This window comes from Kribbella sp. NPDC054772 (assembly GCF_053611945.1).
Genome location: NZ_JBSHBJ010000002.1, coordinates 300114 through 324040 on the forward strand (window position 1 = coordinate 300114; position 23927 = coordinate 324040).

24 protein-coding genes are annotated in these 23927 nt (G+C 69.9%); 11 read left to right on the forward strand and 13 right to left on the reverse strand.

Translation table 11 applies throughout. The annotated features are described in order from the left end of the window. The first annotated feature begins 119 nt into the window (after window positions 1–119). Window positions 120–1127 (forward strand): SGNH/GDSL hydrolase family protein, encoded by a 1008-nt coding sequence (locus ACWGID_RS04275; RefSeq protein WP_452194292.1) that lies wholly within the window; start codon window positions 120–122, stop codon window positions 1125–1127. Between the two features lie 40 nt (window positions 1128–1167). Here the strand turns inward: ACWGID_RS04275 and ACWGID_RS04280 are convergent, their stop codons facing one another. From ACWGID_RS04280 to rimP, 7 genes are all read right to left on the reverse strand, one after another. Continuing rightward, on the reverse strand, window positions 1168–2064 hold the full coding sequence (locus tag ACWGID_RS04280) for an NAD-dependent protein deacetylase (RefSeq protein ID WP_452194294.1): 897 nt from the start codon (window positions 2062–2064) through the stop codon (window positions 1168–1170). Between the two features lie 310 nt (window positions 2065–2374). Further along, window positions 2375–3265, reverse strand: a complete 891-nt coding sequence (gene truB, locus ACWGID_RS04285) for a tRNA pseudouridine(55) synthase TruB (protein ID WP_452194295.1) — start codon at window positions 3263–3265, stop codon at window positions 2375–2377. Between the two features lie 8 nt (window positions 3266–3273). Further along, a complete protein-coding gene (gene rbfA, locus ACWGID_RS04290) occupies window positions 3274–3708 on the reverse strand; it encodes a 30S ribosome-binding factor RbfA (protein ID WP_452194297.1) in 435 nt (144 codons plus the stop codon). A 97-nt stretch (window positions 3709–3805) separates the two neighbouring features. Further along, window positions 3806–7036 carry a translation initiation factor IF-2 gene (gene infB / locus ACWGID_RS04295; RefSeq protein ID WP_452194299.1) on the reverse strand — a complete coding sequence of 1077 codons (3231 nt, stop codon included), beginning with the start codon at window positions 7034–7036 and terminating at the stop codon, window positions 3806–3808. A gap of 181 nt (window positions 7037–7217) precedes the next feature. Next, complete coding sequence (locus ACWGID_RS04300) at window positions 7218–7562, reverse strand: YlxR family protein (RefSeq protein WP_452194301.1); 345 nt, start codon at window positions 7560–7562, stop codon at window positions 7218–7220. Beyond that, window positions 7563–8555 (reverse strand): transcription termination factor NusA, encoded by a 993-nt coding sequence (gene nusA, locus ACWGID_RS04305; protein ID WP_452194303.1) that lies wholly within the window; start codon window positions 8553–8555, stop codon window positions 7563–7565. A gap of 1 nt (window position 8556) precedes the next feature. Next, on the reverse strand, window positions 8557–9102 hold the full coding sequence (gene rimP, locus ACWGID_RS04310; RefSeq protein WP_452194305.1) for a ribosome maturation factor RimP: 546 nt from the start codon (window positions 9100–9102) through the stop codon (window positions 8557–8559). 151 nt (window positions 9103–9253) lie between these two features. Between rimP and ACWGID_RS04315 the strand changes: the two genes are divergently transcribed. Together ACWGID_RS04315 and ACWGID_RS04320 are read left to right on the forward strand one after the other, a co-directional pair. Continuing rightward, window positions 9254–9814 (forward strand): cell division protein FtsK, encoded by a 561-nt coding sequence (locus ACWGID_RS04315; protein WP_452194306.1) that lies wholly within the window; start codon window positions 9254–9256, stop codon window positions 9812–9814. Then, on the forward strand, window positions 9811–10218 hold the full coding sequence (locus ACWGID_RS04320; protein ID WP_452194308.1) for a ferritin-like domain-containing protein: 408 nt from the start codon (window positions 9811–9813) through the stop codon (window positions 10216–10218). The genes ACWGID_RS04315 and ACWGID_RS04320 overlap by 4 nt, the downstream gene beginning before the upstream one ends. Before the next feature lie 16 nt (window positions 10219–10234). Here the strand turns inward: ACWGID_RS04320 and ACWGID_RS04325 are convergent, their stop codons facing one another. Continuing rightward, the gene (locus ACWGID_RS04325) at window positions 10235–11626 is read right to left on the reverse strand and encodes an alkaline phosphatase PhoX (protein WP_452194310.1); all 1392 of its coding nucleotides are present in this window, start codon (window positions 11624–11626) and stop codon (window positions 10235–10237) included. A gap of 163 nt (window positions 11627–11789) precedes the next feature. Here ACWGID_RS04325 and ACWGID_RS04330 point away from each other — a divergent pair, with 163 nt between their 5' ends. Then, window positions 11790–12968, forward strand: a complete 1179-nt coding sequence (locus ACWGID_RS04330; protein ID WP_452194312.1) for a cation:proton antiporter — start codon at window positions 11790–11792, stop codon at window positions 12966–12968. Window positions 12969–12992: 24 nt separating this feature from the next. Here the strand turns inward: ACWGID_RS04330 and hisH are convergent, their stop codons facing one another. The 4 genes from hisH to hisD are packed head-to-tail and all read right to left on the reverse strand — an operon-like array spanning window position 12993 to window position 16667. Continuing rightward, window positions 12993–13631 (reverse strand): imidazole glycerol phosphate synthase subunit HisH, encoded by a 639-nt coding sequence (gene hisH, locus ACWGID_RS04335; RefSeq protein ID WP_452194314.1) that lies wholly within the window; start codon window positions 13629–13631, stop codon window positions 12993–12995. Continuing rightward, window positions 13628–14227, reverse strand: a complete 600-nt coding sequence (gene hisB / locus ACWGID_RS04340; protein WP_350276995.1) for an imidazoleglycerol-phosphate dehydratase HisB — start codon at window positions 14225–14227, stop codon at window positions 13628–13630. Before hisB ends, hisH begins: the two co-directional genes overlap by 4 nt. Next, window positions 14224–15342 carry a histidinol-phosphate transaminase gene (locus ACWGID_RS04345; RefSeq protein ID WP_452194316.1) on the reverse strand — a complete coding sequence of 373 codons (1119 nt, stop codon included), beginning with the start codon at window positions 15340–15342 and terminating at the stop codon, window positions 14224–14226. The genes hisB and ACWGID_RS04345 overlap by 4 nt, the downstream gene beginning before the upstream one ends. Next, complete coding sequence (hisD, locus tag ACWGID_RS04350) at window positions 15342–16667, reverse strand: histidinol dehydrogenase (RefSeq protein ID WP_452194318.1); 1326 nt, start codon at window positions 16665–16667, stop codon at window positions 15342–15344. The genes ACWGID_RS04345 and hisD overlap by 1 nt, the downstream gene beginning before the upstream one ends. A 101-nt stretch (window positions 16668–16768) precedes the next feature. Between hisD and ACWGID_RS04355 the strand changes: the two genes are divergently transcribed. From ACWGID_RS04355 to ACWGID_RS04375, 5 genes are all read left to right on the forward strand, one after another. Beyond that, on the forward strand, window positions 16769–17440 hold the full coding sequence (locus ACWGID_RS04355) for an LON peptidase substrate-binding domain-containing protein (protein WP_452194320.1): 672 nt from the start codon (window positions 16769–16771) through the stop codon (window positions 17438–17440). A 61-nt stretch (window positions 17441–17501) separates the two neighbouring features. Continuing rightward, on the forward strand, window positions 17502–18341 hold the full coding sequence (locus tag ACWGID_RS04360; protein WP_452194322.1) for an SDR family NAD(P)-dependent oxidoreductase: 840 nt from the start codon (window positions 17502–17504) through the stop codon (window positions 18339–18341). Window positions 18342–18365: 24 nt separating this feature from the next. After that, the gene (locus ACWGID_RS04365; protein WP_452194324.1) at window positions 18366–18602 is read left to right on the forward strand and encodes a ribbon-helix-helix domain-containing protein; all 237 of its coding nucleotides are present in this window, start codon (window positions 18366–18368) and stop codon (window positions 18600–18602) included. Beyond that, complete coding sequence (locus ACWGID_RS04370) at window positions 18602–18904, forward strand: type II toxin-antitoxin system PemK/MazF family toxin (RefSeq protein WP_452194325.1); 303 nt, start codon at window positions 18602–18604, stop codon at window positions 18902–18904. The genes ACWGID_RS04365 and ACWGID_RS04370 overlap by 1 nt, the downstream gene beginning before the upstream one ends. 90 nt (window positions 18905–18994) lie before the next feature. Beyond that, window positions 18995–19252 (forward strand): hypothetical protein, encoded by a 258-nt coding sequence (locus tag ACWGID_RS04375; protein WP_452194327.1) that lies wholly within the window; start codon window positions 18995–18997, stop codon window positions 19250–19252. Here the strand turns inward: ACWGID_RS04375 and ilvD are convergent. Next, window positions 19189–21039: a dihydroxy-acid dehydratase gene (ilvD, locus tag ACWGID_RS04380; RefSeq protein ID WP_452194328.1), complete on the reverse strand. Its 1851-nt coding sequence runs from the start codon at window positions 21037–21039 to the stop codon at window positions 19189–19191. The genes ACWGID_RS04375 and ilvD overlap by 64 nt on opposite strands. Before the next feature lie 125 nt (window positions 21040–21164). Between ilvD and ACWGID_RS04385 the strand changes: the two genes are divergently transcribed. Both ACWGID_RS04385 and recQ read left to right on the forward strand, forming a co-directional pair. Beyond that, the gene (locus ACWGID_RS04385) at window positions 21165–22022 is read left to right on the forward strand and encodes a helix-turn-helix domain-containing protein (RefSeq protein ID WP_452194330.1); all 858 of its coding nucleotides are present in this window, start codon (window positions 21165–21167) and stop codon (window positions 22020–22022) included. Window positions 22023–22032: 10 nt separating this feature from the next. After that, the gene (recQ, locus tag ACWGID_RS04390; protein ID WP_452194332.1) at window positions 22033–23865 is read left to right on the forward strand and encodes a DNA helicase RecQ; all 1833 of its coding nucleotides are present in this window, start codon (window positions 22033–22035) and stop codon (window positions 23863–23865) included. Window positions 23866–23927: the final 62 nt, after the last annotated feature.

Consider the following 23927-nt stretch of genomic DNA (forward strand, 5'->3'; position numbering starts at 1 on the left):
GGCAGCAGGATTCCATGTCCCAGCGGTGATCCGTGCAGCAGGTCCATGATCACCCCTTGTAATCACGAGGTGACTCAACTTAGTCTGGGCCGCGCATCTGGTCAGTCTGGGGAGGTCCAGTGAAGCTACGCCGTCTTGTCGCCGTCTGCGCGACGCTCGCGCTGCTGGTCGGCATGCCTGCCGCCAACGCCGCGGCGACTCCGCGGTTCACGAAGTACGTGGCGCTCGGCGACTCCTACACCGCCGCCCCGTTCGTCCCGCTGCCCGAGGTGCTGTCGCTCGGCTGCTTCCGGTCGTACAACAACTACCCGAAGCAGCTCGCGGCGAAGTTGCACGTCCGGCACCTCACCGACGTGAGCTGCGGCGGCGCCGACACCACGAACATGACGCAGCCGCAGAGCACCCTGCTCGGTACGGCGGCTCCGCAGTTCGACGCGCTGACGCCGGACACCGACCTCGTGACGGTCGGGATCGGCGGCAACGACTTCGGGGTGTTCGGCAGCATCATCGACACCTGCCCGAAGCTGCGCGCCTCGGACCCGACCGGCGCACCGTGCAAGGCGCACTTCACGGTCAACGGCGAGGACACACTGCGCGCGAAGATCGCGCAGACCCAGACCCGGATCGCGGTCGTCGTCCAGGGCATCAAGGCCCGGTCGCCGAAGGCCGAGATCCTGCTCCTCGGGTACCCGAAGATCGCGCCCGAGCACGGCACCTGCCCCTCGGTCCTGCCGTTCGCCGACGGCGACTACACATACTTGTACTCGATCGAGGAAGCGCTGAACGCGGCCGTCTCCAACGCGGCGGCCGCCGGCGGAGCGAAGTACGTCGACACCTTCGGGCCGTCGACCGGGCACGACGCCTGCGCACCGGACGGGCAGGCGTGGATCCAGGGCAAGGACGTGGACCTGCTCCGCGCCTTCAACTACCACCCGCGCTACGAGGGCGAAGCCGGGATGACCGCCCTCAGCTACAAGACGTTGACCGGCCAGCCGGCCGTCATCACGGCGGCCGAGCAGGCCGCCTGGACCTCCCAGGCGCGGGCGCTCGCAAAGCAGGCCGCCGCGTCACCCCAACAGGCCTATGTGGCCTCCCTGAACCGCATACGGACCAGCGCGCAACGCTGACCCTTTCCAATCCGTACTGCGGACTCCGGGCCGGGCCACCTCACGCGTGGCTCGGCCCGGTGGTTTCTTCCAGCACCTCGGTCAACGCCTGCCCGAGCGGCAGGTTCACCCGGTACGTCGCGTACGGATCGCCGCGGGTCAGACCCTGGTTGATGATCAGCACCGGCGTACCGGCCTTCGCGGCGTACCGGACGAAGCGGAAGCCGGACATCACGGTCAACGACGATCCGAGCACCAGCACCGCGCTGGCCTCGTCGACCAGCGAGTAGCAGCGCTCGACGCGGCTCTTCGGGACGTTCTCGCCGAAGTACACGACGTCGGGCTTGAGGATGCCGCCGCAGACGGTGCACGGGACGACGACGAACGTGTGGACGACGTCGTCCGGGAGCTCGACGTCGCCGTCCGGGTTGATCCTCGTTGCCTCGGCGGCGAACGTCTGGTTGGCGTCGCGGAGCCGTTGGTCGAGGGTTTCCCGCGCCGACGTCGTACCGCAGTCCAGGCAGATGACGCGGTCCAGGTTGCCGTGCAGCTCGATCACGTCGCGGGCGCCGGCGGCCTGGTGCAGGCCGTCGACGTTCTGGGTGATCACCCCGCTCAGGTGGCCGCGGGCCTGTAAGGCGGCGACGGCGCGGTGGCCCTCGTTCGGGTCCGCGCGGGCGATCGTGCGCCAGCCGAGGTGGCTGCGCGCCCAGTACCGCTGACGACCCGTCTCGCTGGCCACGAAGTCGCCGTACGTCATCGGGGTGTGGGTACGCAGGCTGCCGGTCTCACCGCGGTAGTCCGGGATGCCGGACTCGGTGGAGATCCCGGCACCACTCAGTACGACGACCTTCCCAGCGGCGAGCGTCTCCGCGACCGGGCCGATATCGGTCGACCCCGGCGCCAACGCCAGTACCTCGGGCCCCGGGGCCCATTCCAACGTCGGACGAGAACGCACCTCCCCAGAGTACGTGCGGGCTCGAGTACGTGCGGGCTCGAGTACGTGCGGGGTCAGGCGACTCGCGGTGTGCCTGCAGCGAGGCGGCGTTCGGCATTCTGCCGGGCGACGGTCAGTCAGCGGCTGATGGCGGCGGTCACCAGCGGCTTTGTGGAAAGAAAGGATCAGCCGGCGCGACATTGTTTCCACAAAGGCGGCGGGGCCTGGGGCGAGGCATGGGCGGGAGGACCCCGGCCGGTCGTCGTTCGTCCGCGAGCAGCGAAATGAGGGTGCCAACCCACCGTTTGAGGGGTCCGCCCCTCGAACGCGGTCAGGCGACGAAAACGGCGGTGGGTTTGGCGAGCGGGCCGTGGGGTTCGTACAGGGCGAGGAACGTGCCGTCTGGGGCGAACATGGCGGTCTGGCCGGGCTCGAGGTTCAGGCCGGACAGCGGACGGCCGGTCCGGATGGCGGCCGCCTGCGCGTCGTCGGCGTCGTACCGCGGGAAGGTGCCCCCGGCAACGTCCGCGATCGGGAGCCAGTCGAACGACTCCGCCAACCCCTCCAGTGTGTGCGCGACCTTGAGATCGAACGCCCCCACCCGGGTACGCCGGAGCGCCGTCAGGTGACCGCCGACGCCGAGCTCGGCGCCCAGGTCGCGTGCCAGGGCGCGGATGTACGTCCCGCTCGAACAGTCGACGGTGACATCCACCGAGATCCCCTCGGCATCGGCCCGGACGTCGAGGATGTCGTACCGCGACACCGTCACCGCGCGGGCCTTCAGCGCGACTTCTTCGCCCGCGCGCACGCGTTCGTACGCGCGCTTCCCGTCGACCTTGATCGCCGACACCTTGGACGGCACCTGCGAGATCTCGCCGCGGAAGCCGGCCACCGCGGCCGAGATCGCCTCCGCGGTGACCCCGTCGACCGGCGCGGTCGACACGATCTCGCCCTCGGCGTCGTCGGTCGTCGTCGTCGCGCCGAGCCGGATCGTCGCGTCGTACGACTTGTCGGCGAGCTGGAGATGGCCGAGCAGTCGCGTCGCCCGGTTCAGACCGACGACCAGGACACCCGTCGCCATCGGGTCCAGCGTCCCGGCGTGCCCGACCTTGCGGGTCCCGGCCAGTCTGCGGATCCGGGCGACGACGGTGTGCGAGGTCATTCCGTCCGGCTTGTCGACGACGACGATCCCGTCGGACGTCGAGGTGAAGTCAGAGCTCAACGCAGTACTCAGTCCTGCTCGTCCTCGTCGTCCTTGTGCTTGTACGGGTCCGCGTCACCGGCCGGCTTCGCTCCCGACGCGCTCTTGGCCACCTCGGCATCGGCGATCCGCGCCTTCTCCAGCAGCTCCTCGATGTGACCGGCGGTCTCCGGTACGGCGTCCAGGAAGAACTCGACGCTCGGCGTGTGCCGCAGGCCGAGCGCCTTGCCGACCTCGCTGCGGATCAGGCCCTTCGCCGACTCCAGCGCCGCGGCGGTGTTCGCCCGCTCCTGCTCGTCGCCGTACACCGTGTAGAAGACGCTGGCCTCGCGCAGGTCGCCGGTCAGCCGGGCGTCCGTCACCGTGACGAATCCCAGCCGCGGGTCCTTGACCCGGCGCTCGAGCAGCTCCGCGACGAGCACCTGGATCCGATCGGCCAGCTGCTTCGCCCTTGCTTCACCCATCAGGGCTCACTCCCTCATTCATGAACAACGTCCGGAGAGACCGCAGTCTCTCCGGACGCTACTCCTGGTGACCCGGGGCCGGGTCACCGCCTACTTATCAGCTGCGCGGCTTCTCGCGGAGCTCGAACGCCTCGACGACGTCGCCGATCTTGATGTCGTTGAAGTTGTTGATGGTCAGACCACACTCGAAGCCCTCGCGGACCTCGGACGCGTCGTCCTTGAACCTCTTCAGCGACGACAACTCGGTGTTGTCGACGACGACAGCGCCGTCCCGGATCAACCGGACCTTCGCGTTCCGCTTCAGCAGGCCACTGGTCACCCAGCAACCGGCGATGTTGCCCACCTTCGAGGAGCGGAAGATCTCCCGGATCTCGGCCTGGCCGAGGGTGACCTCCTCGTAGATCGGCTTCAGCATGCCCTTCAGGGCGGCCTCGATGTCGTCGATCGCCGAGTAGATGACCGAGTAGTACCGGACATCCACGCCCTCGCGCTCGGCCAGGTCTCCGGCCTTGCCCGCCGGCCGCACGTTGAAGCCGATGATGACGGCGTTCGACGCGATGGCCAGGTTGACGTCGTTCTCGTTGATCGCACCGACCCCGCGGTCGATGATCCGCAGGTTGACCTCGTCGCCGACCTCGATCCGGACCAAGGCGTCTTCCAGTGCCTCGACCGAACCGGACACGTCGCCCTTGAGGATCAGCAGCAGCTCCTGGCTCTCGCCCTTCTCCATCGAGGCCATGAAGTCCTCGAGGGTACGGCGGGCGCGACGCTTCGCGTTGGCCGCCGCACGAGCGCGGGCTTCCCGCTTCTCGGCGATCTGCCGTGCTCGCCGGTCGTCGTCGACGACCAGGAACTTGTCACCGGCACCCGGTACCGCGGTCAGACCGAGGACCAGGACCGGACGCGACGGAGTCGCCTCCTCGACGGGGTCGCCGTGCTCGTCGAGCATGGCCCGGACCCGGCCGTACGCCGGACCGACCACCATCGAGTCGCCGACCCGCAGCGTTCCGCGCTGCACCAGCACGGTCGCCACCGGACCACGGCCCTTGTCGAGGTTCGCCTCGATCGCGATGCCCTCGGCGTGCATCTTCGGGTTCGCCCGAAGGTCCAGCGCCGCGTCCGCGGTCAGCACGACGCCCTCGAGCAGGCCTTCGATGTTGATCCGGGACTTCGCCGAGACGTCGACGAACATCGTGTCGCCGCCGTACTCCTCGGGCACCAGGCCGTACTCGGTCAGCTGACCGCGCACCTTGGTCGGGTCCGCCGCCGGGACGTCGATCTTGTTGACCGCGACCACGATCGGGACACCCGCCGCACGGGCGTGGTTCAGCGCCTCGATCGTCTGCGGCATCACGCCGTCGTCGGCCGCGACCACCAGGATCACGATGTCGGTGGCCTGCGCACCACGGGCACGCATGGCGGTGAACGCCTCGTGACCCGGGGTGTCGACGAAGGTGATCGCCCGCTCCTGGCCGTCGACCTCGGTGGTCACCTGGTACGCACCGATGTGCTGGGTGATACCGCCGGCTTCCTTGGCCTGGACGTTCGCCATCCGGATCGCGTCCAGCAGCTTCGTCTTACCGTGGTCGACGTGACCCATGACGGTCACCACCGGCGGCCGCGGAGCCAGGTCGCTCTCGTCGCCCTCGTCGTTGCCGAAGTCGATGTCGAACGACTGCAGCAGCTCGCGGTCCTCGTCCTCCGGCGAAACGATCTGGACGTCGTAGTTCAGCTCGGTCCCGAGCAGCTCGAGCGTCTCCTCGTTCACCGACTGGGTCGCGGTCACCATCTCACCGAGGTGGAACAGCACCTGGACCAGCGACGCCGGGTCGACTCCGACCTTCTCGGCGAAGTCCGTCAGCGAGGCGCCGCGCGGCAGCCGCACGACCTCGCCGTCACCGTGCTTGACGCGCACGCCGCCGACGGCCGGAGCCTGCATGTTGTCGAATTCCTGGCGCTTGGCCCGCTTCGACTTACGACCACGCCGGGCCGGACCGCCCGGACGCCCGAAGGCACCCTGCGTTCCGCCACGACCACGGTTGCCCGGACCCGGACGGCCACCGCCGCCACCGGGCGGGCCGCTCGGGCCGCCGCCACCGGGACGGAAGCCGCCACCGCCACCGCCGCCACCGCGCGGACCGGCACCCGGACCGCCGCCGGGACGGCCACGACCGCCACCGCCACCGCCACCGCCACCAGGACCACCCGAGCCGCCACCGGGGCGACCGGTGAAGGTTCCGGCCGAGGACTTCGGCATCATCGCCGGGTTCGGACGCGGAGCGCCGGGCACACCGCCCGAACGCGGCCGGTCGCTACCGCCGGCGCCACCGCCCTGACGGTTCTGCGGCGGGCGCGGCGCCATGCCGGCCGGGCTCGGAGCCTGCCGGTCACGGTCACGATCGCCACCGCCACCGCCACCGCCCGGACCCGGACGGCCACCACGCTGCATGCCCTGGGTCGAGCTGAACGGGTTGTTGCCCGGACGCGGCGCACCCGGACGCGGACCGCCGCCACCCTGGGAACCACCCGGACGCGGAGCGCCGGGACGCGGGGCACCCGGACGGGGCGCACCCGGACGCGGGCCGGAGCCCTGACCACCAGGACCAGGACGGCCGCCGCCACCCTGCTGGGAACCGCCCGGACGCGGAGCGCCCGGACGCGGACCCGGACGGGCCGAGCTGTCGCCACCGGTACGGCGCGGCGCGGGGGCCGGAGCCGACGAGGCCGGGGACTCGGGAGCCGCCTTCGCGGCCGGAGCCTCGAACGACGGCGTCGCCGGAGCCGGAGTCTCGGTCACCGGAGCCGCCGGGGCCGGAGCCTCGGCAGCCGCCGGAGCGGACTCCACCGGGGTGGGCTCCGGACGCGGACCCGGCTTCGGGCCCGGACGCGGACCCGGACGGGCGCCCGGAGCCGGAGCGGCCTTCGCCGGAGCCGGCGTCGACTCGGTCGCCGGAGCCGTCGCTGCCGGGGTCACCGGAGCGGCCGGAGCAGGCGCCGACTCGGCCACCGGGGCCGGGGTCGGCTCAGCGACCGGAGCGGGACGCTCGGCCGGAGCCTTCGGGGTCGCCGGCTGGGCCGGCTTCGGCGCCGCGGGCGCGACCGGTGCGGTCGCCTGCGGCGCGGCAGACGTGCTGGCAGCGGCCTTCTTGGCCGTGCGCTTCTTCGGCGGGTTCTTCTCGAACTCCTCCGCCAACCGCCGGACGACAGGTGCCTCGATTGTCGAGGATGCCGACCGGACGAACTCGCCCATGTCGTTCAGTCTGGTCAGAACGACCTTGCTGGTAACTCCGAGCTCCTTCGCGAGCTCGTAGACCCGGACCTTTGCCACTACTCTCCCTCTGGTCCGAGCCTGGGCGCGGACCGTTAGTTGACGTACGTGCTCATCGCTTTGCACTCATCGGTAGACACTCATCGAGTGGTCATGAGTCGATGGACCCGCCTTCAAGTCGTCACGACGGCACGGTCTGAACCGTCGTGGGCAGCCCGGAGGCTGCCATTGGTGTTACTTCTTACTTATCACGCTGCGCGACATAGTCCTGCAGCCCGGTCACGTCGAGCGGACCCGTGAGCCGGAAGGCCCGGGGGAACGCCTTGCGCCGGACGGCGAGGTCGAAGCACTTGGTCGCCGGGTGCAGGTGCGCCCCACGGCCAGGTGCCCGACGATCGGGATCCGGCAGTACGAGACCGCCAGAAACCGTCATCCGCAGCAGGTCAGCCGGACCGGATCGCTTCCGGCACCCGATGCAGGTGCGCTCCCGGGCCTGGTGAGATTGACTCAGTCCAGGGCGCGCGTCCGCCGTCACTGTCAGGTGATCCTCAGGGTGTGGTTGCGACTCAGTCGACCGACCGAGCACTCAGTCTACCTTCTCGCCATCCCGAGTCACATCGGTATCCGGCCGGATGTCGATCCGCCACCCGGTGAGGCGGGCGGCCAGGCGGGCGTTCTGCCCCTCCTTGCCGATCGCCAGCGAGAGCTGGTAGTCGGGGACGACGACCCGCGCGGCCCGTGCCGCGGCGTCGACGACCTCCACCGACGTAACCTGCGCCGGGGACAGCGCATTCCCCACGAACGTTGCCGGATCGTCACTGTGGTCGATGATGTCGATCTTCTCACCGTGCAGCTCGTGCATGATGTTCCGCACCCGCTGCCCCATCGGCCCGATACAGGCGCCCTTGCCGTTCACCGACGGGTTCAGCGTCCGGACCGCGATCTTCGTACGGTGACCAGCCTCACGCGCGATCGCGGTGATCTCGACGGTGCCGTCGGCGATCTCCGGGACCTCCAGCGCGAACAGCTTCTTCACCAGGTTCGGGTGCGTCCGGCTGACGGTGATCTGCGGGCCCTTGAAGCCCTTGCGGACGCCGACGACGTACACCCGCAGCCGGGAACCGTGCTCGTACTTCTCCCCCGGCACCTGCTCGGGCGCCGGCAGCACGGCCTCGATCTTTCCGAGGTCCACCATCACCGAGCGCGGGTCGCGGCCCTGCTGGACGACACCGGAGACGATGTCGCCCTCCTTGCCCGAGAACTCGCCGTACCGGACCTCGTCCTCGGCGTCGCGGAGCCGCTGCAGGATGATCTGCTTCGCGGTGGTGGCGGCGATCCGGCCGAAGTCGGCGGGTGTGTCGTCGTACTCGCGCGCGACCGTGCCGTCCTCCGCGAGCTCGCGGGCGTAGACGGTCACGTGCCCGGTCTTGCGGTCCAGCTCGGCGCGGGCGTGCTGCTGGGCGCCCTCGGTGCGGTGGTACGCGACCAGCAGCGCCTGCTCGATCGCCTCGACGACCACGTCCAGGGAGATGTCTTTCTCCCGTTCCAGTGACCGCAGCACGGCCATGTCGATGTCCATGTCAGTTCTCCTCCACCGTGCCGTCGGCAGGTGTTTCTACGCCGTCAACTGTCTCAGTGTCGTTGCCGGCAGCCCGGTTGAACTCGATCTGGACCTTGGCCTTGGCCACGTCGGCGTACGCGACGGTCCGCCGCTTGCCGTTCACGTCCAGCTCGGCCGCCTCGTCGGAGGCGGACTTGATGCGCCCGGTCACCTTCCCGCCGGCGGTCAGCGTCACCGCGACCAACCGGTCGGTGTTGCGCCGCCAGTGCCGGGGCAGGGTGAGCGGCCGGTCCACGCCGGGGCTGGAGACCTCCAGCGTGTACGCGCCCTCGCCCATGATGTCGTCGACGTCGAGCGCCTTGGAGATGGCCCGGGTGACGTCGGCGACGTCGTCCAGGGTGATCCCGCCGTCGCGGTCGACCAGGACCCGCAGCAAACGGCGGCGGCCGGCCGGCGCGATGTCCGCGGCCTCCAGATCGCAGCCGAACTGCTCGACGATCGGCCGCAGGAAGTTCTCGAGGCTCGTGGTGTCCGTGTGGCCCGTGGGATTCGGCTTTCGGCTCACAGGTTGACCTGCCTCTCTCCAGTTGTGCACCCGTTCCATCCTTGGCGATCGCGCCAAGGGCAGTAGCCCACCCTATCCGGCCGCTGCGCCGTTCCGGGTCACCGGCTCGTCCCGGACCGGTTGTCGGCGCGTCACCAGGTATGGTTCCGCCGTGCCTGAACGCCGCCGATCGCTGACTCGACGTGCCGTCGTCGTGACCGCCGCCCTCGTGCCTGGCGCGTTCGCGCTGACCGGCTGCAAGGACGATCCCGCCGCGGGGTCCGGTACGCCGGGTGCCGGCAACGGAACGCCCTCGTCGTCGCAGGGTCCGGCCAAGGAGACGCCGACAGTCGACCCCGCGGTCGTCGCGGCGCTCAGTACGGCGGCGACCCAGGTGACTCAATTGTCCCAGTACTACGCAACCCTGAGCCGGAAGTTTCCCGCGCTGCGGGCCCAGCTCGCCGCCGGAGCGAAGTACCACGTGAGCCATCTCGCGAAGCTCAAGGAGACGCAGGGGGTGGCCGCGAAGGCCACCCAGCCGCCGAAGGTCCCCGCGTCGTCGGTGGCCGCGCTGGCGGCGCTCGCCCAGCAGGAGAAGCTCGCCGCGACCGCCCATGCGACCGCGGCCGGCAAGCTGTCCGGCGCCCCGGCCCGGCTGCTGGCGACGATCGCCGCCGCCGAGACCCAACTCGGCTCCACCCTCGCACCCAAGAAGAAGAAGGCGGCGTCGTGAACCAGGTGGAAGCCCTGCAGGCCGCCCTGGCCGGTGAGCACGCCGCGCTGTACGGCGTCGGCGTGGCCGGCGGCAAGCTGAGCGGTGCCAGATTCCGCGACGCCACCGACACGTTCGAGCAGCACCGCGACAACCGCGACCGGCTGAGCGCGCTGCTGGTCGCGGCCGGCGAGACCCCGGTCGCGGCCGAACCGGCGTACGACCTGCCGCAGGCCGTGACGAACACCGCGACCGCGACCGCGCTGGTGCTGCTGATCGAGCGCCGGATCGCCGCGGTGTACGGCGACCTCGTCGAGGCCGCCGAACAACCCGCGGTCCGCGCGTTCGCGGTCGACAGCCTGCTCGGATCCGCGACCGCCCAGCTCACCTGGGGTGGAGCGCCCGTGGCCTTCCCGGGCGCCTAGTTCACCAGCGGCTAGTTCACCGGCGGCGCCGCCACGGGCCCGTGATCGCGTAGGTGATCCCGGGGTTGTAGACGTTGAAGAACATCGTCCGGCCGTCCGCCGCGAAACCGACGCCCGACAGTTCGCCGTACGACGGCTTGTCCGGCGTCCCGATGTTCACCCGGTTGCGGGCGAACTTGAACACCTCGCCGGCCGCGGTGGTGCCGAGGATGTGCTGCTCACCGAGCCCGTCCTCGCACATCATCAGACCGCCGTACGGCGACATCGTGATGTTGTCCGGGGCGTCGAACTCCGGGTCGTCGGAGCCGGGCTTCGGCCGGGTGAAGATCACCTCGAGGCGCAGCGTCCGCTTCCGCGGGTCGAGCTTCCAGACCTGACCGTCGTGATCCACCTTCGGTCCCAGCTCGGTCCGGGCGAACGACGAGACGAAGTACACACAGCGGTCGAGATCGCCCCACCAGCAGCCCTCGAGCTTGTAGCCGCCGGTGATCGGTTTGGCGTAGTCCTGCGCCCGGACCGACTCGGTCTTCGCGAGCGGATCCGGCACCGTCACCCACTGCACGTCGTGGAACTCGGCGCCGGCCTCCTGGACCACGGACAGGTCCGGCAGGCCCGGAATGTGCATGGCCTGGAGCTCGCCGCCGGCCCGCAGCGCACCCCAGCCACCGCGCGGACGGTTCGGCAGGAACCGGTAGAACCCACCGAGCGGCGCGACGAACGCGTCCTCGGTCTCGTAGACGATCCCGGTCCGCGGGTCGATCGCGACGGCTTCGTGCTGGAATCTGCCCATCGCGGTCAGCGCGAACGGGTTCACGTTGCGGCGGTCGTCGTACGGGTCGACCTCGAAGATGAAGCCGTGGTCCTTGGTGTAGCCGCTCTCGCCGGCCTTGAGTTCGGTCTCCTCGCAGGTCAGCCAGGTGCGCCAGGGCGTGTGGCCGCCGGAGCAGTTGATCGCCGTACCGCCGAGGCTGACGAACTCCTTCGTGGTCGCGTTGTGCCGGTCGACCGCCAGCGTGCTGGTGCCGCCGGCGCCGCCCGGGTCGTAGGTGCGCTCGGCGGGGGCGACGACCTTGATCTTCGAGGTCGGGCTGCACTCGTGGTTACGGACCAGCCGGGTGCCGCCGTCCCGGTCCGGGAAGACGCCCATCCCGTCGAACCGGCTCGGCGTCTGCAGCCCGTCGGGCCGGACCGTGCCTTCGCGGGACAGGATCCGGTAGCTGAACCCGCGGGGCAGGTCGAGCATGCCGTCGGGGTCCTCGATCAGCGGTCCGTAGCCGATCGCCGGTCCCGACGTACCGAGGGCCGGCTGCGCGGTGTACAGCGCGTCCACCGACCCGGCCACGCTCACCGCGACACCGGCCGCTGCCGCACGACCGACGAACTGACGTCTGGACAGGGAACTGGACATGGCGCGGCCTCCTGGCTCGATGACAAGCAGTGGTGAGAAGTGAACGTACGGTAAACAATTCGCAAACAACAAGACCTTGGAGGGAGACATTCACCACCGGCGCCGCGACGATCGTCCGACCTGAGGGAGGCCCGCGGCGCCCAGCCATGGTCAGGCTGGTGAGATGGACGCTGACCTCGGTTCGGGACTGACCAGCCTGTTCGTGGTCGCGTTGGTGGCGGCCGTGACACCGGTGCTGGTCGGCTTGCTGGGCCGGCTCCGGGTCCCTCAGGTCGTGCTGCTCCTGGTCGGCGGCGTGGTCGTCGGGCCGCACGGGCTCGGCCTGGCCGATCCGAGCGGCATCGCGCTGCTCTCGAACGTCGGCCTGGGGTTCCTGTTCCTGCTCGCCGGCTACGAGCTGGAGCTGGCGCTCTTCAAGCAGCGGTCCGGCAAACTCGCCGTGGCCGGGTGGCTGGTCTCGGTGGGGCTGGCCGGTGCCGTCGTCGGAGGACTCGCGGCGCTGGGCGTCGTGAAGGACTTCCTGCCGGTCGCGCTCGCTCTGACCACGACCGCCCTCGGAACGCTGTTGCCGATCCTGCGGGACAACGACATGCTGCGCGGGTCCTTCGGCTCCCACGTTCTCGCCGCGGGGGCGGTCGGCGAGTTCCTGCCCGTCGTGGCGATCGCGATCCTGCTCGGGTCCTACGGCCGGTTCGTCGGGCTCATCTCGCTGATCGGGATGGGCCTGTTCGCGCTGGTCCTGAGCGCGCTGCTGCCCCGCTTGGTTCGCGGTCGTCGAATCGCCCGGATCCTCTCGGAGGGCGAAGACGCGACGACGCAGGCAACGCTGCGGTGGACCATCGCCTTGTTGCTGCTGCTCCTCGTCGTCGCCAGCGACTTCGGGCTCGACGCGGTCCTCGGCGCTTTCGTCGCGGGCGTCGTCCTGCGTCGCTGGGCGCCCGGCAACGTCGAGGGGCTCGACCGCAAGCTCGATACGATCGGCTACGGCTTCTTCATCCCGATCTTCTTCGTCTCGTCGGGAATGGGGCTCGCCGTGGAGTCCATCGCCGAAGCCCCGGCGCGCTTGTTCCTGTTCTTCTTCCTGCTGCTGATCGTCCGCGGTCTGCCGACGCTGCTGGTGTATCGGACCGCACTGCCGTGGGCGCGACGGCTCGAGCTCGTCTTCATCGTGTCGACGGCGTTGCCGGTGCTCGTCGCCCTCACCACGATCGGGCGCGAGACCGGCAAGATGCTGCCCGAGAACGCCGCCGCGCTGGTCGGCGCGGGCGCCCTGTCGGTGCTGGTGTACCCCGCGATCGCCGTCGCCATCGACCGCCGGCAGCGGGCTCGCCGCAGTCGGTGACGCAAGCCGGCGGCCGTCGCACCGTCAGAGCGAGCGGACCCAGTTCTCCAGCAGGGCCGCGCCGGCGTCACCGGACTTCTCGGGGTGGAACTGCGTGGCGCTCAGCGGGCCGTTCTCCACCGCCGCGACGAACCGGTCGCCGCCGTACGACGTCCAGGTGACCGCCGGGGCGACCGACGCCCGGGTGCCGACGAGCTCCCAGGCGCGGACGCCGTACGAGTGCACGAAGTAGAAGCGTTCCTTGTCGATGCCCTCGAACAGCTTGCTGCCGGACGGTACGTCGATCGTGTTCCAGCCCATGTGTGGGACCGGCTCACCGGTCTCCGGCTGGAGTCGCTCGACCGTGCCCGGCCACTGGTCGCAGCCCTCGGTCTCGACACCGTGCTCGATCCCGCGGGCGAACAGGATCTGCATGCCGACACAGATTCCCAGCACCGGGCGGCCGCCGGTCAGCCGCCGGTCGACGATCACATCGCCACGGACCGCCTTCAGGCCCGTCATACAGGCCTCGAAGGCGCCGACGCCGGGCACCAGCAGGCCGTCGGCGTTCATCGCCTCGTCGAAGTCGGACGTGACCGTGACGTCCGCGCCGACGCGTTGCAGCGCCCGCTCCCCCGACCTGATGTTGCCGGAGCCGTAGTCGAGCAGGACGACCTTCGTCACAGGGCGCCCTTGGTCGACGGGATGCCGGGCTGCCGCGGGTCGAGCTCGGCGGCGGCCCGGAGCGCCCGGGCGAACGCCTTGAACTGCGCCTCGACGATGTGGTGCGGGTCGCGGCCGGACAGCACCCGGATGTGGATGCAGATCGCGGCGTTGAACGCGAGCGTCTCGAACACGTGCTGGGTCAGCGAACCGGCGTAGTCGCCGCCGATGATCGCGTACACCTGACCCTCGGGCTCGCCGGTGTGCACGCAGTACGGCCGGCCGGACAGGTCGACCGTGCAGTGCACGAGCGCCTCGTCCAGCGGGACGGTCGCGTCGCCGAACCGGCGGATCCCGCGCTTGTCGCCGAGCGCCTCCTTCAGCGCCTGGCCGATCCCGATCGCGGTGTCCTCGACCGTGTGGTGCGCGTCGATCTCCAGGTCGCCGACCGTGTTCACGTGCAGGTCGAGCAGCGCGTGCTTGGCGAGCGCGTTGAGCATGTGGTCGTAGAACCCGACACCCGTCGAGATGTCGGCCCGGCCCTCGCCGTCGACGTTCAGCTCGACGAGAACCTTCGACTCACTGGTCTCGCGATCAATCCGCGCGGTGCGGGTCATGTCAGCCTTCCCGTGTCTGTCTTGAGGATGCGCTCCAGCGAAGCGCGGAACGCGGCCATCTCCTCGCCGGTGCCGATCGAGACCCGCAGCCAGCCGTCCGGTCCGGTCTCCCGGATCAGGACGCCGTCGTCGAGCAACGCCTGCCAGACCGCGTGCCGGTCGGCGAACGTGCCGAACAGGACGAAGTTCGCGTCCGAGTCGACCGCGCGCAGTCCCAGCGACCGCAGCCAGTCGACGGTCTCGTCGCGCTCAATACGCAACTGCTCGACGCGGCCGAGCAGCTCGTCCGAGTGCCGCAGGGCCGCGCGGGCGGTCGCCTGCGTCACCGCGGACAGGTGGTACGGCAGCCGGACGATCCGCAGCGCGTCCACGAACTGCTTGCTCGCGGCAAGGTATCCGACCCGGCCACCGGCCATCGCGAACGCCTTCGACATCGTCCGCGCCACCGCCAGATTCGGGTACGACGGCAGCAGGGACACCGCACTCGGAGTCCCGGCCCGGCGGAACTCGGCGTACGCCTCGTCGACCACGACGACCGAACCGAGCGCCGCGGCCTGCGCGACGATCGCCTCGGTCACGTCGATCGGCAGCGCCGTACCGGTCGGGTTGTTCGGCGAGGCAAGCAGCACGACCGACGGACGGTGTCGCGAGATCGCGGCGATCGCCTTGCTCCGGTCCAGCGTGAAGTCCTCCGCGCGTCGCCCGGTGACCCAGCCGGTGTTGGTGTCCCGCGCGTACTCCGGATACATCGAGTACGTCGGCGCGAAGGACAACGCCGTACGGCCGGGACCGCCGAAGGCCTGCAGGATATGCAGCATCACCTCGTTGGACCCGTTGGCCGCCCAGATCTGCTCGGGCTCCAGTTGCGCGCCGGACTCCCGGGCCAGGTACGCCGCGAGGTCGGCGCGGAGACCGAGGAACTCGCGGTCCGGGTACCGGTTCATGCCGCGGGCGGCCTCGGTGACCGCCGCGGCGATATCCGCGACGGTCGCCTCACTCGCCGGGTACGGGTTCTCGTTGACGTTGAGCAGCACCGGGACGTCGAGCTGCGGGGCGCCGTACGGCTCGAAGCTCTTCAGCTCCTCGCGGATCGGCAACCCGTCGAAGCGGCCCATCAGTTCTCCTCTGGGAATCGCACCGACACCGCGGCACCGTGGGCGGGCAGGTCCTCGGCGTGCGCCATCGTGACCACGTGGCCGGCAACGTCCTGCAGCGCGGCGCGGGTGTAGTTCACGACGTGCACGGCTTTCAGGAAGCTGCGCACGGACAGGCCTGACGAGTGGCAGGCGCAACCCGCCGTCGGGAGCACATGGTTGGAACCCGCGCAGTAGTCGCCGAGAGACACCGGGGACCAGCTGCCGACGAAGATCGCACCGGCATTGGTGATCAGACCGGCCCGCTCCTCGGCGTCCGCGGTCTGGATCTCCAGGTGCTCGGCCGCGTAGGCATCCACGAACGCGGTGCCCTGGTCGAGGTCGTCGACCAACACAACGGCCGACTGCTGACCGGACAGTGCCTCGGTGACGCGGTCCTGGTGCTTGGTCTTCGCGACCTGGAGCGGCAGCTCGGCCTCGACCGCCGTGGCCAGCACCTCCGAAGGCGTGACCAGCACGCTGGCGGCCATCGGGTCGTGCTCGGCCTGGCTGATCAGGTCGGCGGCGACGTGCTTCGGGTCCGCGGTGTCGTCGGCGAGGACGGCGATCTCGGTCGGGCCGGCCTCGGAGTCGATACCGACCTCACCCAGCAGGAAGCGCTTCGCGGCGACCACGAAGATGTTGCCCGGACCGGTGATCAGGTTGACCTTCTTGCACCCGTCGAAGCCGTACGCGAACCCGGCGATCGCCTGCGCGCCACCCATCGCGTACACCTCGTCGATCCCGAGCAGCGCGCACACGGCCAGCACGGTCGGGTGCGGCAGACCGGCGAACTCCTTCTGCGGCGGCGAAGCCACAGCAAGCGACGGCACGCCGGCGACCTGCGCCGGTACGACATTCATCAGCACCGACGACGCGAGCGGCGCGCGGCCGCCCGGGACGTACAGCCCCACGCGCTGCACCGGGACGAACCGCTGCGTGACCCGGCCACCGGGCGCGGGCTCGGAGGTGACGTCGGCGGTGAGCTCGTCCTGACTGACCTCGCGGACCCGGCGGATCGACTCCTCGAAGGCGCTGCGCACCTCGGGGTCGAGCTCCTCGAGCGCGGTCTTCAGCGCCGCGGCCGGGACCCGGATGTCGTCGACGCGCACATGGTCGAACTTCTCGCCGTACTCCCTGATCGCCTCGAGGCCGCGATGGCGGACGTCCAGGCAGATCGGTCGGGCGACGTCGAGGGCCTTCTCGACGTCGAACACGGCTCGGGGAACGAGGGCAGGTACTTCGGCTTGGAGGTCGGTCACCTCTCCGGCCGCCACTCGGCCCCGCAGGTCGACGCGGCGAATCATGGCGTCAGTCTAGTGGTGACACCCCCTCGGCCCCGCGCCGCATCCACAGGGCGGCCAGTCACCGGGCGTGATCTCCGCCCGCGTCCACTACGCTCGTCGACATGGACTCCCGCCTGCCGTTGCTCACTGTCGACACGGTGATCTTTCCCGGGCTGGTGCTCCCGATTCCGGTGACCGACGTCCAGGGCCGCGCGGTGGTCCGCGACCTGGTCGAGAACGGGGGCGAGCTGGCCTGTGGCGCCCTCGCGGTCCGGGACGGGTACGAGCTGGGTGAGCGGGTCTTCCGGTCGCTGTACGGGACCGGCTGCGCGGCCACGATCTCCGAGATCACGCTGGACTCGGACGACGACGGACCGGTCGAGGTCACGCTCACCGGGAACCGTCGGTTCAAGGTGTCCGAGCTCGACGGCAGCGGCGACTACCTGGTCGCGGACGTCGAGTGGCTGGACGACGAACGCGGCGACGACCCCCTGGGTACGGCGATGGTCGCGGTCGAACGGTTCCGGAAGTACGCCGCGGCGGTCAGCGAGATCAGCCGGCCCGGCCTGCACATCGGCGACCTCCCGGACGATCCGGGCACGCTGTCGTACCTGATGTCGGCCGCCATGAAGCTCATGACCCCGGACCGGCAGAAACTCCTCGAGGCCGCGGACACCACCACGCGGCTGGTTCAGCTCGTCGGCCTGATGGACAGCGAGATGGCCGCCATCGCGGCACTCCCCTCGCTCCCCGCCACCGACCTGATCTCGTGGTCGGCGCTTTCCCCGAACTGATCCCGCCGACCGCCTGGCGTCCCTAGACTGCGATCCGGACAACGGGGAGGGGACCCAGGCGATGAACGACAGGTATGTACTGATCACGGGTGGGACCAACGGAATCGGGCTGGCGGGGGCGCGGGCGCTCGCGAAGCAGGGTGCCCGGATCGGGCTGGTCGCGCGGAACGGGGCGAAGGCGGAGCAGGTCGCCGCCGAGCTCGGCGGCGCGGACGTCTTCGAGGCGGATCTGACCTCACAGGCCTCGATCCGAGCGATGGCCGACGACGTCGCGGGGCGGGCGCCGATGATCGATGTGCTGGTAAACAACGCGGGCGCGATCTACGGCAGCCACCAGGTCTCGGCCGAGGGCATCGAGCTGACGTGGGCGCTGAACGTCGTCGCGCCGTACCTGATCACCACGCTGCTGGCCGATCGGCTGGTGTCCGGCGCGCGCGTGATCGGGACCGCGTCGGACGAGCACGAGAAGGCGAAGTCCGTCGACTTCGATGATCTGGGCGGCGAGCGCTACTTCTCCGCGTCGGCGAAGCTGACCGGCGGATCACTGCGCCGGTACGGCGAGACGAAGCTCGCCCTGATCCTGCTCAGCGGAGAACTCGCGCGCCGGATGCCGCGGATCCACACCTACACGTTCGAGCCCGGCCTGGTCGCGACCGGGTTCAACTTGAACAACGGCCGGCTGATGAAGCTGATGATGGCGATGACCAAACCGTTCGCCCGCACCCCGGAACAGGGCGCCGAGACGATGGTCTGGCTGGCCACCTCCCCCGACGTGGCCGACGAGTCGGGGCTCTACTACTCGCGCGAACGGCGTACCGACCCGTCGGCGGCGGCGCAGGACCGGGCGGCCGCCGAGCGGCTGTGGACGACGCTGGAGGGACAGACTGCGCTACCGAAATGAATCCCGGGGCGGTATGGTTTTGGTATGAGTAAGCAGATCACTGTCCGGTTGCCGGACGACCTGGTCGACTTCATGGACGAGCTCGTCGCCACCGACAAGGCGACCAGCCGGGCCTCCGTGGTCGCTCGGGCGATGGAACGTGAACGCCGGCGCGAGCTGGCCGCGCGGGATCTCGCGATCCTCGCCGAGCACGGCGACTACCCCGACCTCGAAGGCCTGGCGCCGGCCGCCGCCGGCACGGTGCTGAGCGACCTCGACTGATGCGCCCGCTGCACATCGCCCGGCTCGACAAGCCTCGGCCGGTGGTGGTGCTGACGCGGGAACTCATCCGCCCCCGGCTGACCAACGTCACGGTCGCCCCCATCACCAGCACGATCCGCGGCCTGTCCACCGAGGTCCTGGTCGGCCCCGACAACGGCCTCGACCACACGAGCGCGATCTCCTGCGACAACATCCAGACGATCCCGAAGTCCCAGCTGGGCCGCCTGATCGGCTACCTCCACACCGACCAGGAGCCAGCCCTCGCCGAAGCCATCAACCTCGCCTTCGACCTGGAGCTGTAAAGCAAACCTGGAGCTCTAGAGCAACTCGCCCCGATGCGCCAGCACGTACGCCGATGCCGCGCGATAACCACCCGCGTGATCCTCTTCGGCATGTACGGCGAATGCCGGGTCAGCCGCCCGCACGCGTTCGTCAACCAAGCGCGGGGCGAGGTCGAAGCCGACGTGCTCGACATGCCGCAGCAGGGCGTGGGAGTTCGCCGTACCGCGGCGGCGGCGGACTGTGTCGCCCCGGCGGACCGGCTTCGAGAAGCGGCCGCCGGGGAGGACTTCGTCGGTCGTCAGGGTCAGCCCAGTTTCGAGATGTCGCGGACGGCGCCCTTGTCGGCGCTGGTGGCCATCGCGGCGTAGGTCTTGAGGGCGTTGGAGACCTTGCGCTCGCGGTTCTTCGGGGCGTAGACGCCGTTCAGCGCCGCCTCGCGGGCCGCCAGTTCCTCGTCCGAGACCAGCAGTTCGATCGAGCGGTTCGGGATGTCGATCTTGATCCGGTCGCCGTCCTGGACCAGCGCGATGGTGCCGCCGGACGCCGCCTCGGGCGAGACGTGACCGATCGAGAGTCCCGACGTACCGCCGGAGAAGCGGCCGTCGGTGATCAGGGCGCAGACCTTGCCGAGGCCGCGGCCCTTGAGGAACGAGGTCGGGTACAGCATCTCCTGCATGCCCGGGCCGCCCTTCGGGCCCTCGTACCGGATCACGACGACGTCGCCGGGCGTGACCTGCTTGGCGAGGATCTTCTCGACGGCCTCTTCCTGCGACTCGCAGACCACCGCGGGACCCTCGAACGTCCAGATCGACTCGTCCACGCCGGCCGTCTTCACGACACAGCCGTCGACGGCCAGGTTGCCCTTCAGGACGCCGAGACCGCCGTCCTTCGAGTACGCGTGCTCGCGGTCGCGGATGCAGCCGTTCGCGGAGTCGGTGTCGAGAGTCTCCCAGCGCTCCGACTGCGAGAACGCGGTCGCGGACCGCTTGCAGCCCGGCGCCGCGTGCCACAGCTCGACGGCCTCCGGCGACGGCGAACCGCCCCGCACGTCCCAGGTCTTCAGCCAGTCGTCGATCGAGTCGCTGTGCACGGTGTGGATGTTCTCGTTCAGCAGACCGGCGCGGTGCAGCTCGCCGAGGATGGCCGGGATGCCGCCGGCGCGGTGCACGTCCTCCATGTAGTACGTGCCCTGCGGGGCGACGTTCGGCGCGACCTTGGCCAGGCACGGAACCCGCCGCGAGACCGCGTTGATGTCGTCCAGGTCGAACCCGACCTCGGCCTCCTGCGCGGCCGCGAGCAGGTGCAGGATCGTGTTCGTCGACCCGCCCATCGCGATGTCCAGCGCCATCGCGTTCCCGAACGCTTCCTTGGAGGCGATGTTGCGCGGAAGCACGGTCGCGTCGTCGTTGTCGTAGTACCGCTTGGTGATCTGTACGACGGTCTCGCCGGCCTTCTCGTACAGCGCGCGGCGGGCGGTGTGCGTCGCGAGGACCGAACCGTTGCCCGGCAGCGACAGGCCGATCGCCTCGGTCAGGCAGTTCATCGAGTTCGCGGTGAACATGCCGGAGCAGGACCCACAGGTCGGGCAGGCGTTCTCCTCGATCCGCAGGATGTCGGCGTCGGAGACGTTCTCGTTGACGGCCTCGGACATCGCGTCGATCAGGTCCAGCTTGCGGACGGTGCCGTCGACCAGCGTCGCCCGGCCGGCCTCCATCGGGCCACCGGAGACGAACACGGTCGGGATGTTCAGCCGGAGCGCGGCGTTCAGCATGCCGGGGGTGATCTTGTCGCAGTTCGAGATGCAGACCAGCGCGTCCGCGCAGTGCGCCTCGACCATGTACTCGACCGAGTCCGCGATCAGGTCGCGGGACGGCAGGCTGTAGAGCATCCCGCCGTGGCCCATCGCGATCCCGTCGTCGACGGCGATCGTGTTGAACTCCCGCGCGATACCACCAGCCGCGTGAATGGCCTCGGAGACGATCCGGCCGACCGGCGCGAGGTGCGTGTGGCCGGGCACGAACTCGGTGAAGCTGTTCGCCACCGCGATGATCGGCTTCCCGAAGTCCTCCCGGAGTACCCCGGAGGCCTGCATGAGCGCGCGGGCGCCCGCCATGTTGCGGCCGTGGGTGACAGTGCGGGACCTCAGAGCAGGCACGACGAACATCTCCTAGCTAGGTGTGGCGTATCTCCTGATAGTGCCACGCCCGTCCGAATGACGGTATGCGGGTCCCGGATTCTGGAGCCGCGGTTTCTGTCGGTGGACGGTCCTAGCCTGAGGTCATGGCAGGGCTCGGGCATCACACCCGGACGGCGCATCCCGCGCTGCGCCCGTTCGTGGGCGACATCAGCGGATATGCGTACGCCGGTGATCCCCCCGAACTGCACCGCGGCCTGCCCTCGCGCCACCTCACACTCGTCATCACCCTCGACGAGCCACTCGGCGTCGCGTGGCCGGGCAGTCCGGTCGAGAAGTACGACGCACTCGTCGGCGGACTGCACTCGAGCGCGGTCCACATCGGGCAGACGCCGAGCCGCGCCGGCGTCCAGGTATCGCTCACTCCCCCGGCGGCGCGCGCGCTTCTCGGCCTGCCACCGGGGGCACTCGCATCGACGGTGGTCGGTCTCGACGAGGTCCTCGGTCGACCCGCGCGCGAGCTGACCGAGCAACTGCGCGAGTCGCCGAGTTGGGACACACGCTTCGACCTGTTCGAGAACCTGCTGCTGCGTCGACTCGACGAGACCCGTCTCGGACGCGTCCGGCCGGAGCTCGGGTGGGCGTGGCAGCGACTGTGTGCGGCGGGCGGCGCAATCGGCGTACAGGAACTGGCGAGTGAGGTCGGATGGAGTCGGCGGCACCTCACCGATCGGTTCACCGCGGAGTTCGGTCTGCCACCGAAGGTCGCGGCGCGGGTACTGCGCTTCGAGCGCGTCACCGGACGACTGCGGCGGCAACCGAAGATCCGGCTGTCCGACCTCTCGGCCGCCGTCGGGTACGCCGACCAGGCGCACCTGACCCGCGAGTTCCGGGCGATCGCGGGCTGCTCGCCACGGCAGTGGATGCGCGAGGAACTGCCGAACCTGTCGAGTAATCCACAGGCATCGGCGATCGCGCCAGCATCGTCGGCGCGATCTCACTAAACTCGCCGAGGTGAGCCAGATTTCCGAACTGCCCGACTCCGAAGCCCTTCAGGTCCTCCGGCGGGTGTTCGGGTACGACGCCTTCCGCGGCGAGCAGGCCGACATCATCGACACCGTCGTCGCCGGCGGTGACGCGCTGGTGCTGATGCCGACCGGTGGCGGCAAGTCGCTGTGCTACCAGATCCCGTCCCTGGTCCGCTCCGGCGTCGGTGTGGTGATCTCGCCGCTGATCGCGCTGATGCAGGACCAGGTCGACGCGCTGACGGCACTCGGCGTTCGCGCCGGATTCCTGAACTCCACACAGGACTTCGAGCAGCGGCGTGAGGTCGAGCAGGCGTTCCTGGCCGGCGAGCTCGACCTGCTGTACCTGGCGCCCGAGCGGTTGCGGGTCGACGCGACGGTGCGGCTGCTCGACCAGGGCAAGATCGCGCTGTTCGCGATTGACGAGGCGCACTGTGTGTCCCAGTGGGGCCACGACTTCCGGCCCGACTACCTGATGCTGTCCGAGTTGCACGAGCGCTGGCCCGACGTACCGCGGATCGCGTTGACCGCGACGGCGACCGAGGCGACGCACCAGGAGATCGCGACCCGCCTGAATCTGTCCGACGCGAAGCATTTCGTCGCGAGCTTCGACCGGCCGAACATCCAGTACCGGATCGCCCCCAAGGACAACCCGCAGCGGCAGCTCCTCGATCTGCTGCGCACCGAGCACGCGGGTGACGCGGGCATCGTCTACTGCCTGTCCCGCAACAGTGTCGAGAAGACCGCGGCCTTCCTGACCCAGAACGGGATCGAGGCCGTGCCGTACCACGCCGGTCTGGACAGTCGGACCCGTGCGACGAACCAGTCGCGGTTCCTGCGCGAGGACGGGCTGGTCGTGGTCGCGACGATCGCGTTCGGGATGGGGATCGACAAACCGGATGTCCGGTTCGTCGCGCATCTCGATCTGCCGAAGTCGGTCGAGGGCTACTACCAGGAGACCGGTCGCGCGGGGCGGGACGGACTGCCGTCGACCGCCTGGCTGGCGTACGGGCTCCAGGACGTCGTGCAGCAGCGGAAGATGATCGACACGTCCGAGGGCGACCTCGCGCATCGGCGCCGGCTCAGCTCGCACCTCGACGCGATGCTCGCGCTGTGCGAGACCGTCCAGTGCCGGCGGTCGCAACTGCTCGCGTACTTCGGTCAGCACGGTGACGCCTGCGGCAACTGCGACACCTGCCTGACGCCGCCCGAGTCCTGGGACGGGACGATCGCGGCGCAGAAACTGCTATCCACGGTGTACCGGTTGCAGCACGAGCGCGGTCAGAAGTTCGGTGCCGGCCAGCTGATCGACATCCTGCTCGGCAAGGAGACCGAAAAGGTCAAGCAGTTCCGGCACGAGCAGTTGAGCGTGTTCGGGATCGGCACCGACCTGAAGGACACCGAGTGGCGCGGGGTGATCCGGCAGCTGCTCGCGTTGCGGTTGCTCGCGGTCGAGGGTGACTACGGCACGCTGGTGCTGACCGAGGAGAGCGCCGAGGTGCTCGGCCGGCGGCGCGAGGTGATGATGCGCCGCGAGCCCGAGCGGGTGCGCTCCAAGTCCAGGTCGTCCGGCGGCAAGAAGGCGGCGGTCGATCTGCCGCCCGAGGCAGCGCCGGTGTTCGAGCGGTTGCGCACGTGGCGGGCAGCGGTGGCGAAGGAGCAGGGCGTCCCGGCGTACGTGATCTTCCACGACGCGACGCTGCGGCAGATCGCGACCGAAATGCCGTCCTCGCTGGCCGAGCTCGGCAGCATCAGCGGCATCGGCGAGAACAAACTGGCCAAGTACGGCGAGGGCGTCCTGGAGGCACTCACCGCGGAGTGATGTCGAATCGGCCGTCGGCGCTTCGACGCGAAGACAGGAGGGCAGGGAAGAACCGTGCCCGC

What these genes read in the sequence shown, in the direction of transcription:
- rbfA (WP_452194297.1), bottom strand. Translation starts at nt 3,708, where the DNA reads ATGGGTGAAGCAAGGGCGAAGCAGCTGGCCGATCGGATCCAGGTGCTC.
- ACWGID_RS04325 (WP_452194310.1), bottom strand. Translation starts at nt 11,626, where the DNA reads ATGTCCAGTTCCCTGTCCAGACGTCAGTTCGTCGGTCGTGCGGCAGCG.
- nusA (WP_452194303.1), bottom strand. Translation starts at nt 8,555, where the DNA reads ATGGACATCGACATGGCCGTGCTGCGGTCACTGGAACGGGAGAAAGAC.
- ACWGID_RS04330 (WP_452194312.1), top strand. Translation starts at nt 11,790, where the DNA reads ATGGACGCTGACCTCGGTTCGGGACTGACCAGCCTGTTCGTGGTCGCG.
- ACWGID_RS04370 (WP_452194325.1), top strand. Translation starts at nt 18,602, where the DNA reads ATGCGCCCGCTGCACATCGCCCGGCTCGACAAGCCTCGGCCGGTGGTG.
- ACWGID_RS04385 (WP_452194330.1), top strand. Translation starts at nt 21,165, where the DNA reads ATGGCAGGGCTCGGGCATCACACCCGGACGGCGCATCCCGCGCTGCGC.
- ACWGID_RS04355 (WP_452194320.1), top strand. Translation starts at nt 16,769, where the DNA reads ATGGACTCCCGCCTGCCGTTGCTCACTGTCGACACGGTGATCTTTCCC.
- hisB (WP_350276995.1), bottom strand. Translation starts at nt 14,227, where the DNA reads ATGACCCGCACCGCGCGGATTGATCGCGAGACCAGTGAGTCGAAGGTT.
- ACWGID_RS04375 (WP_452194327.1), top strand. Translation starts at nt 18,995, where the DNA reads ATGTACGGCGAATGCCGGGTCAGCCGCCCGCACGCGTTCGTCAACCAA.
- ACWGID_RS04365 (WP_452194324.1), top strand. Translation starts at nt 18,366, where the DNA reads ATGAGTAAGCAGATCACTGTCCGGTTGCCGGACGACCTGGTCGACTTC.
- ACWGID_RS04345 (WP_452194316.1), bottom strand. Translation starts at nt 15,342, where the DNA reads ATGGGCCGCTTCGACGGGTTGCCGATCCGCGAGGAGCTGAAGAGCTTC.
- ACWGID_RS04360 (WP_452194322.1), top strand. Translation starts at nt 17,502, where the DNA reads ATGAACGACAGGTATGTACTGATCACGGGTGGGACCAACGGAATCGGG.
- hisD (WP_452194318.1), bottom strand. Translation starts at nt 16,667, where the DNA reads ATGATTCGCCGCGTCGACCTGCGGGGCCGAGTGGCGGCCGGAGAGGTG.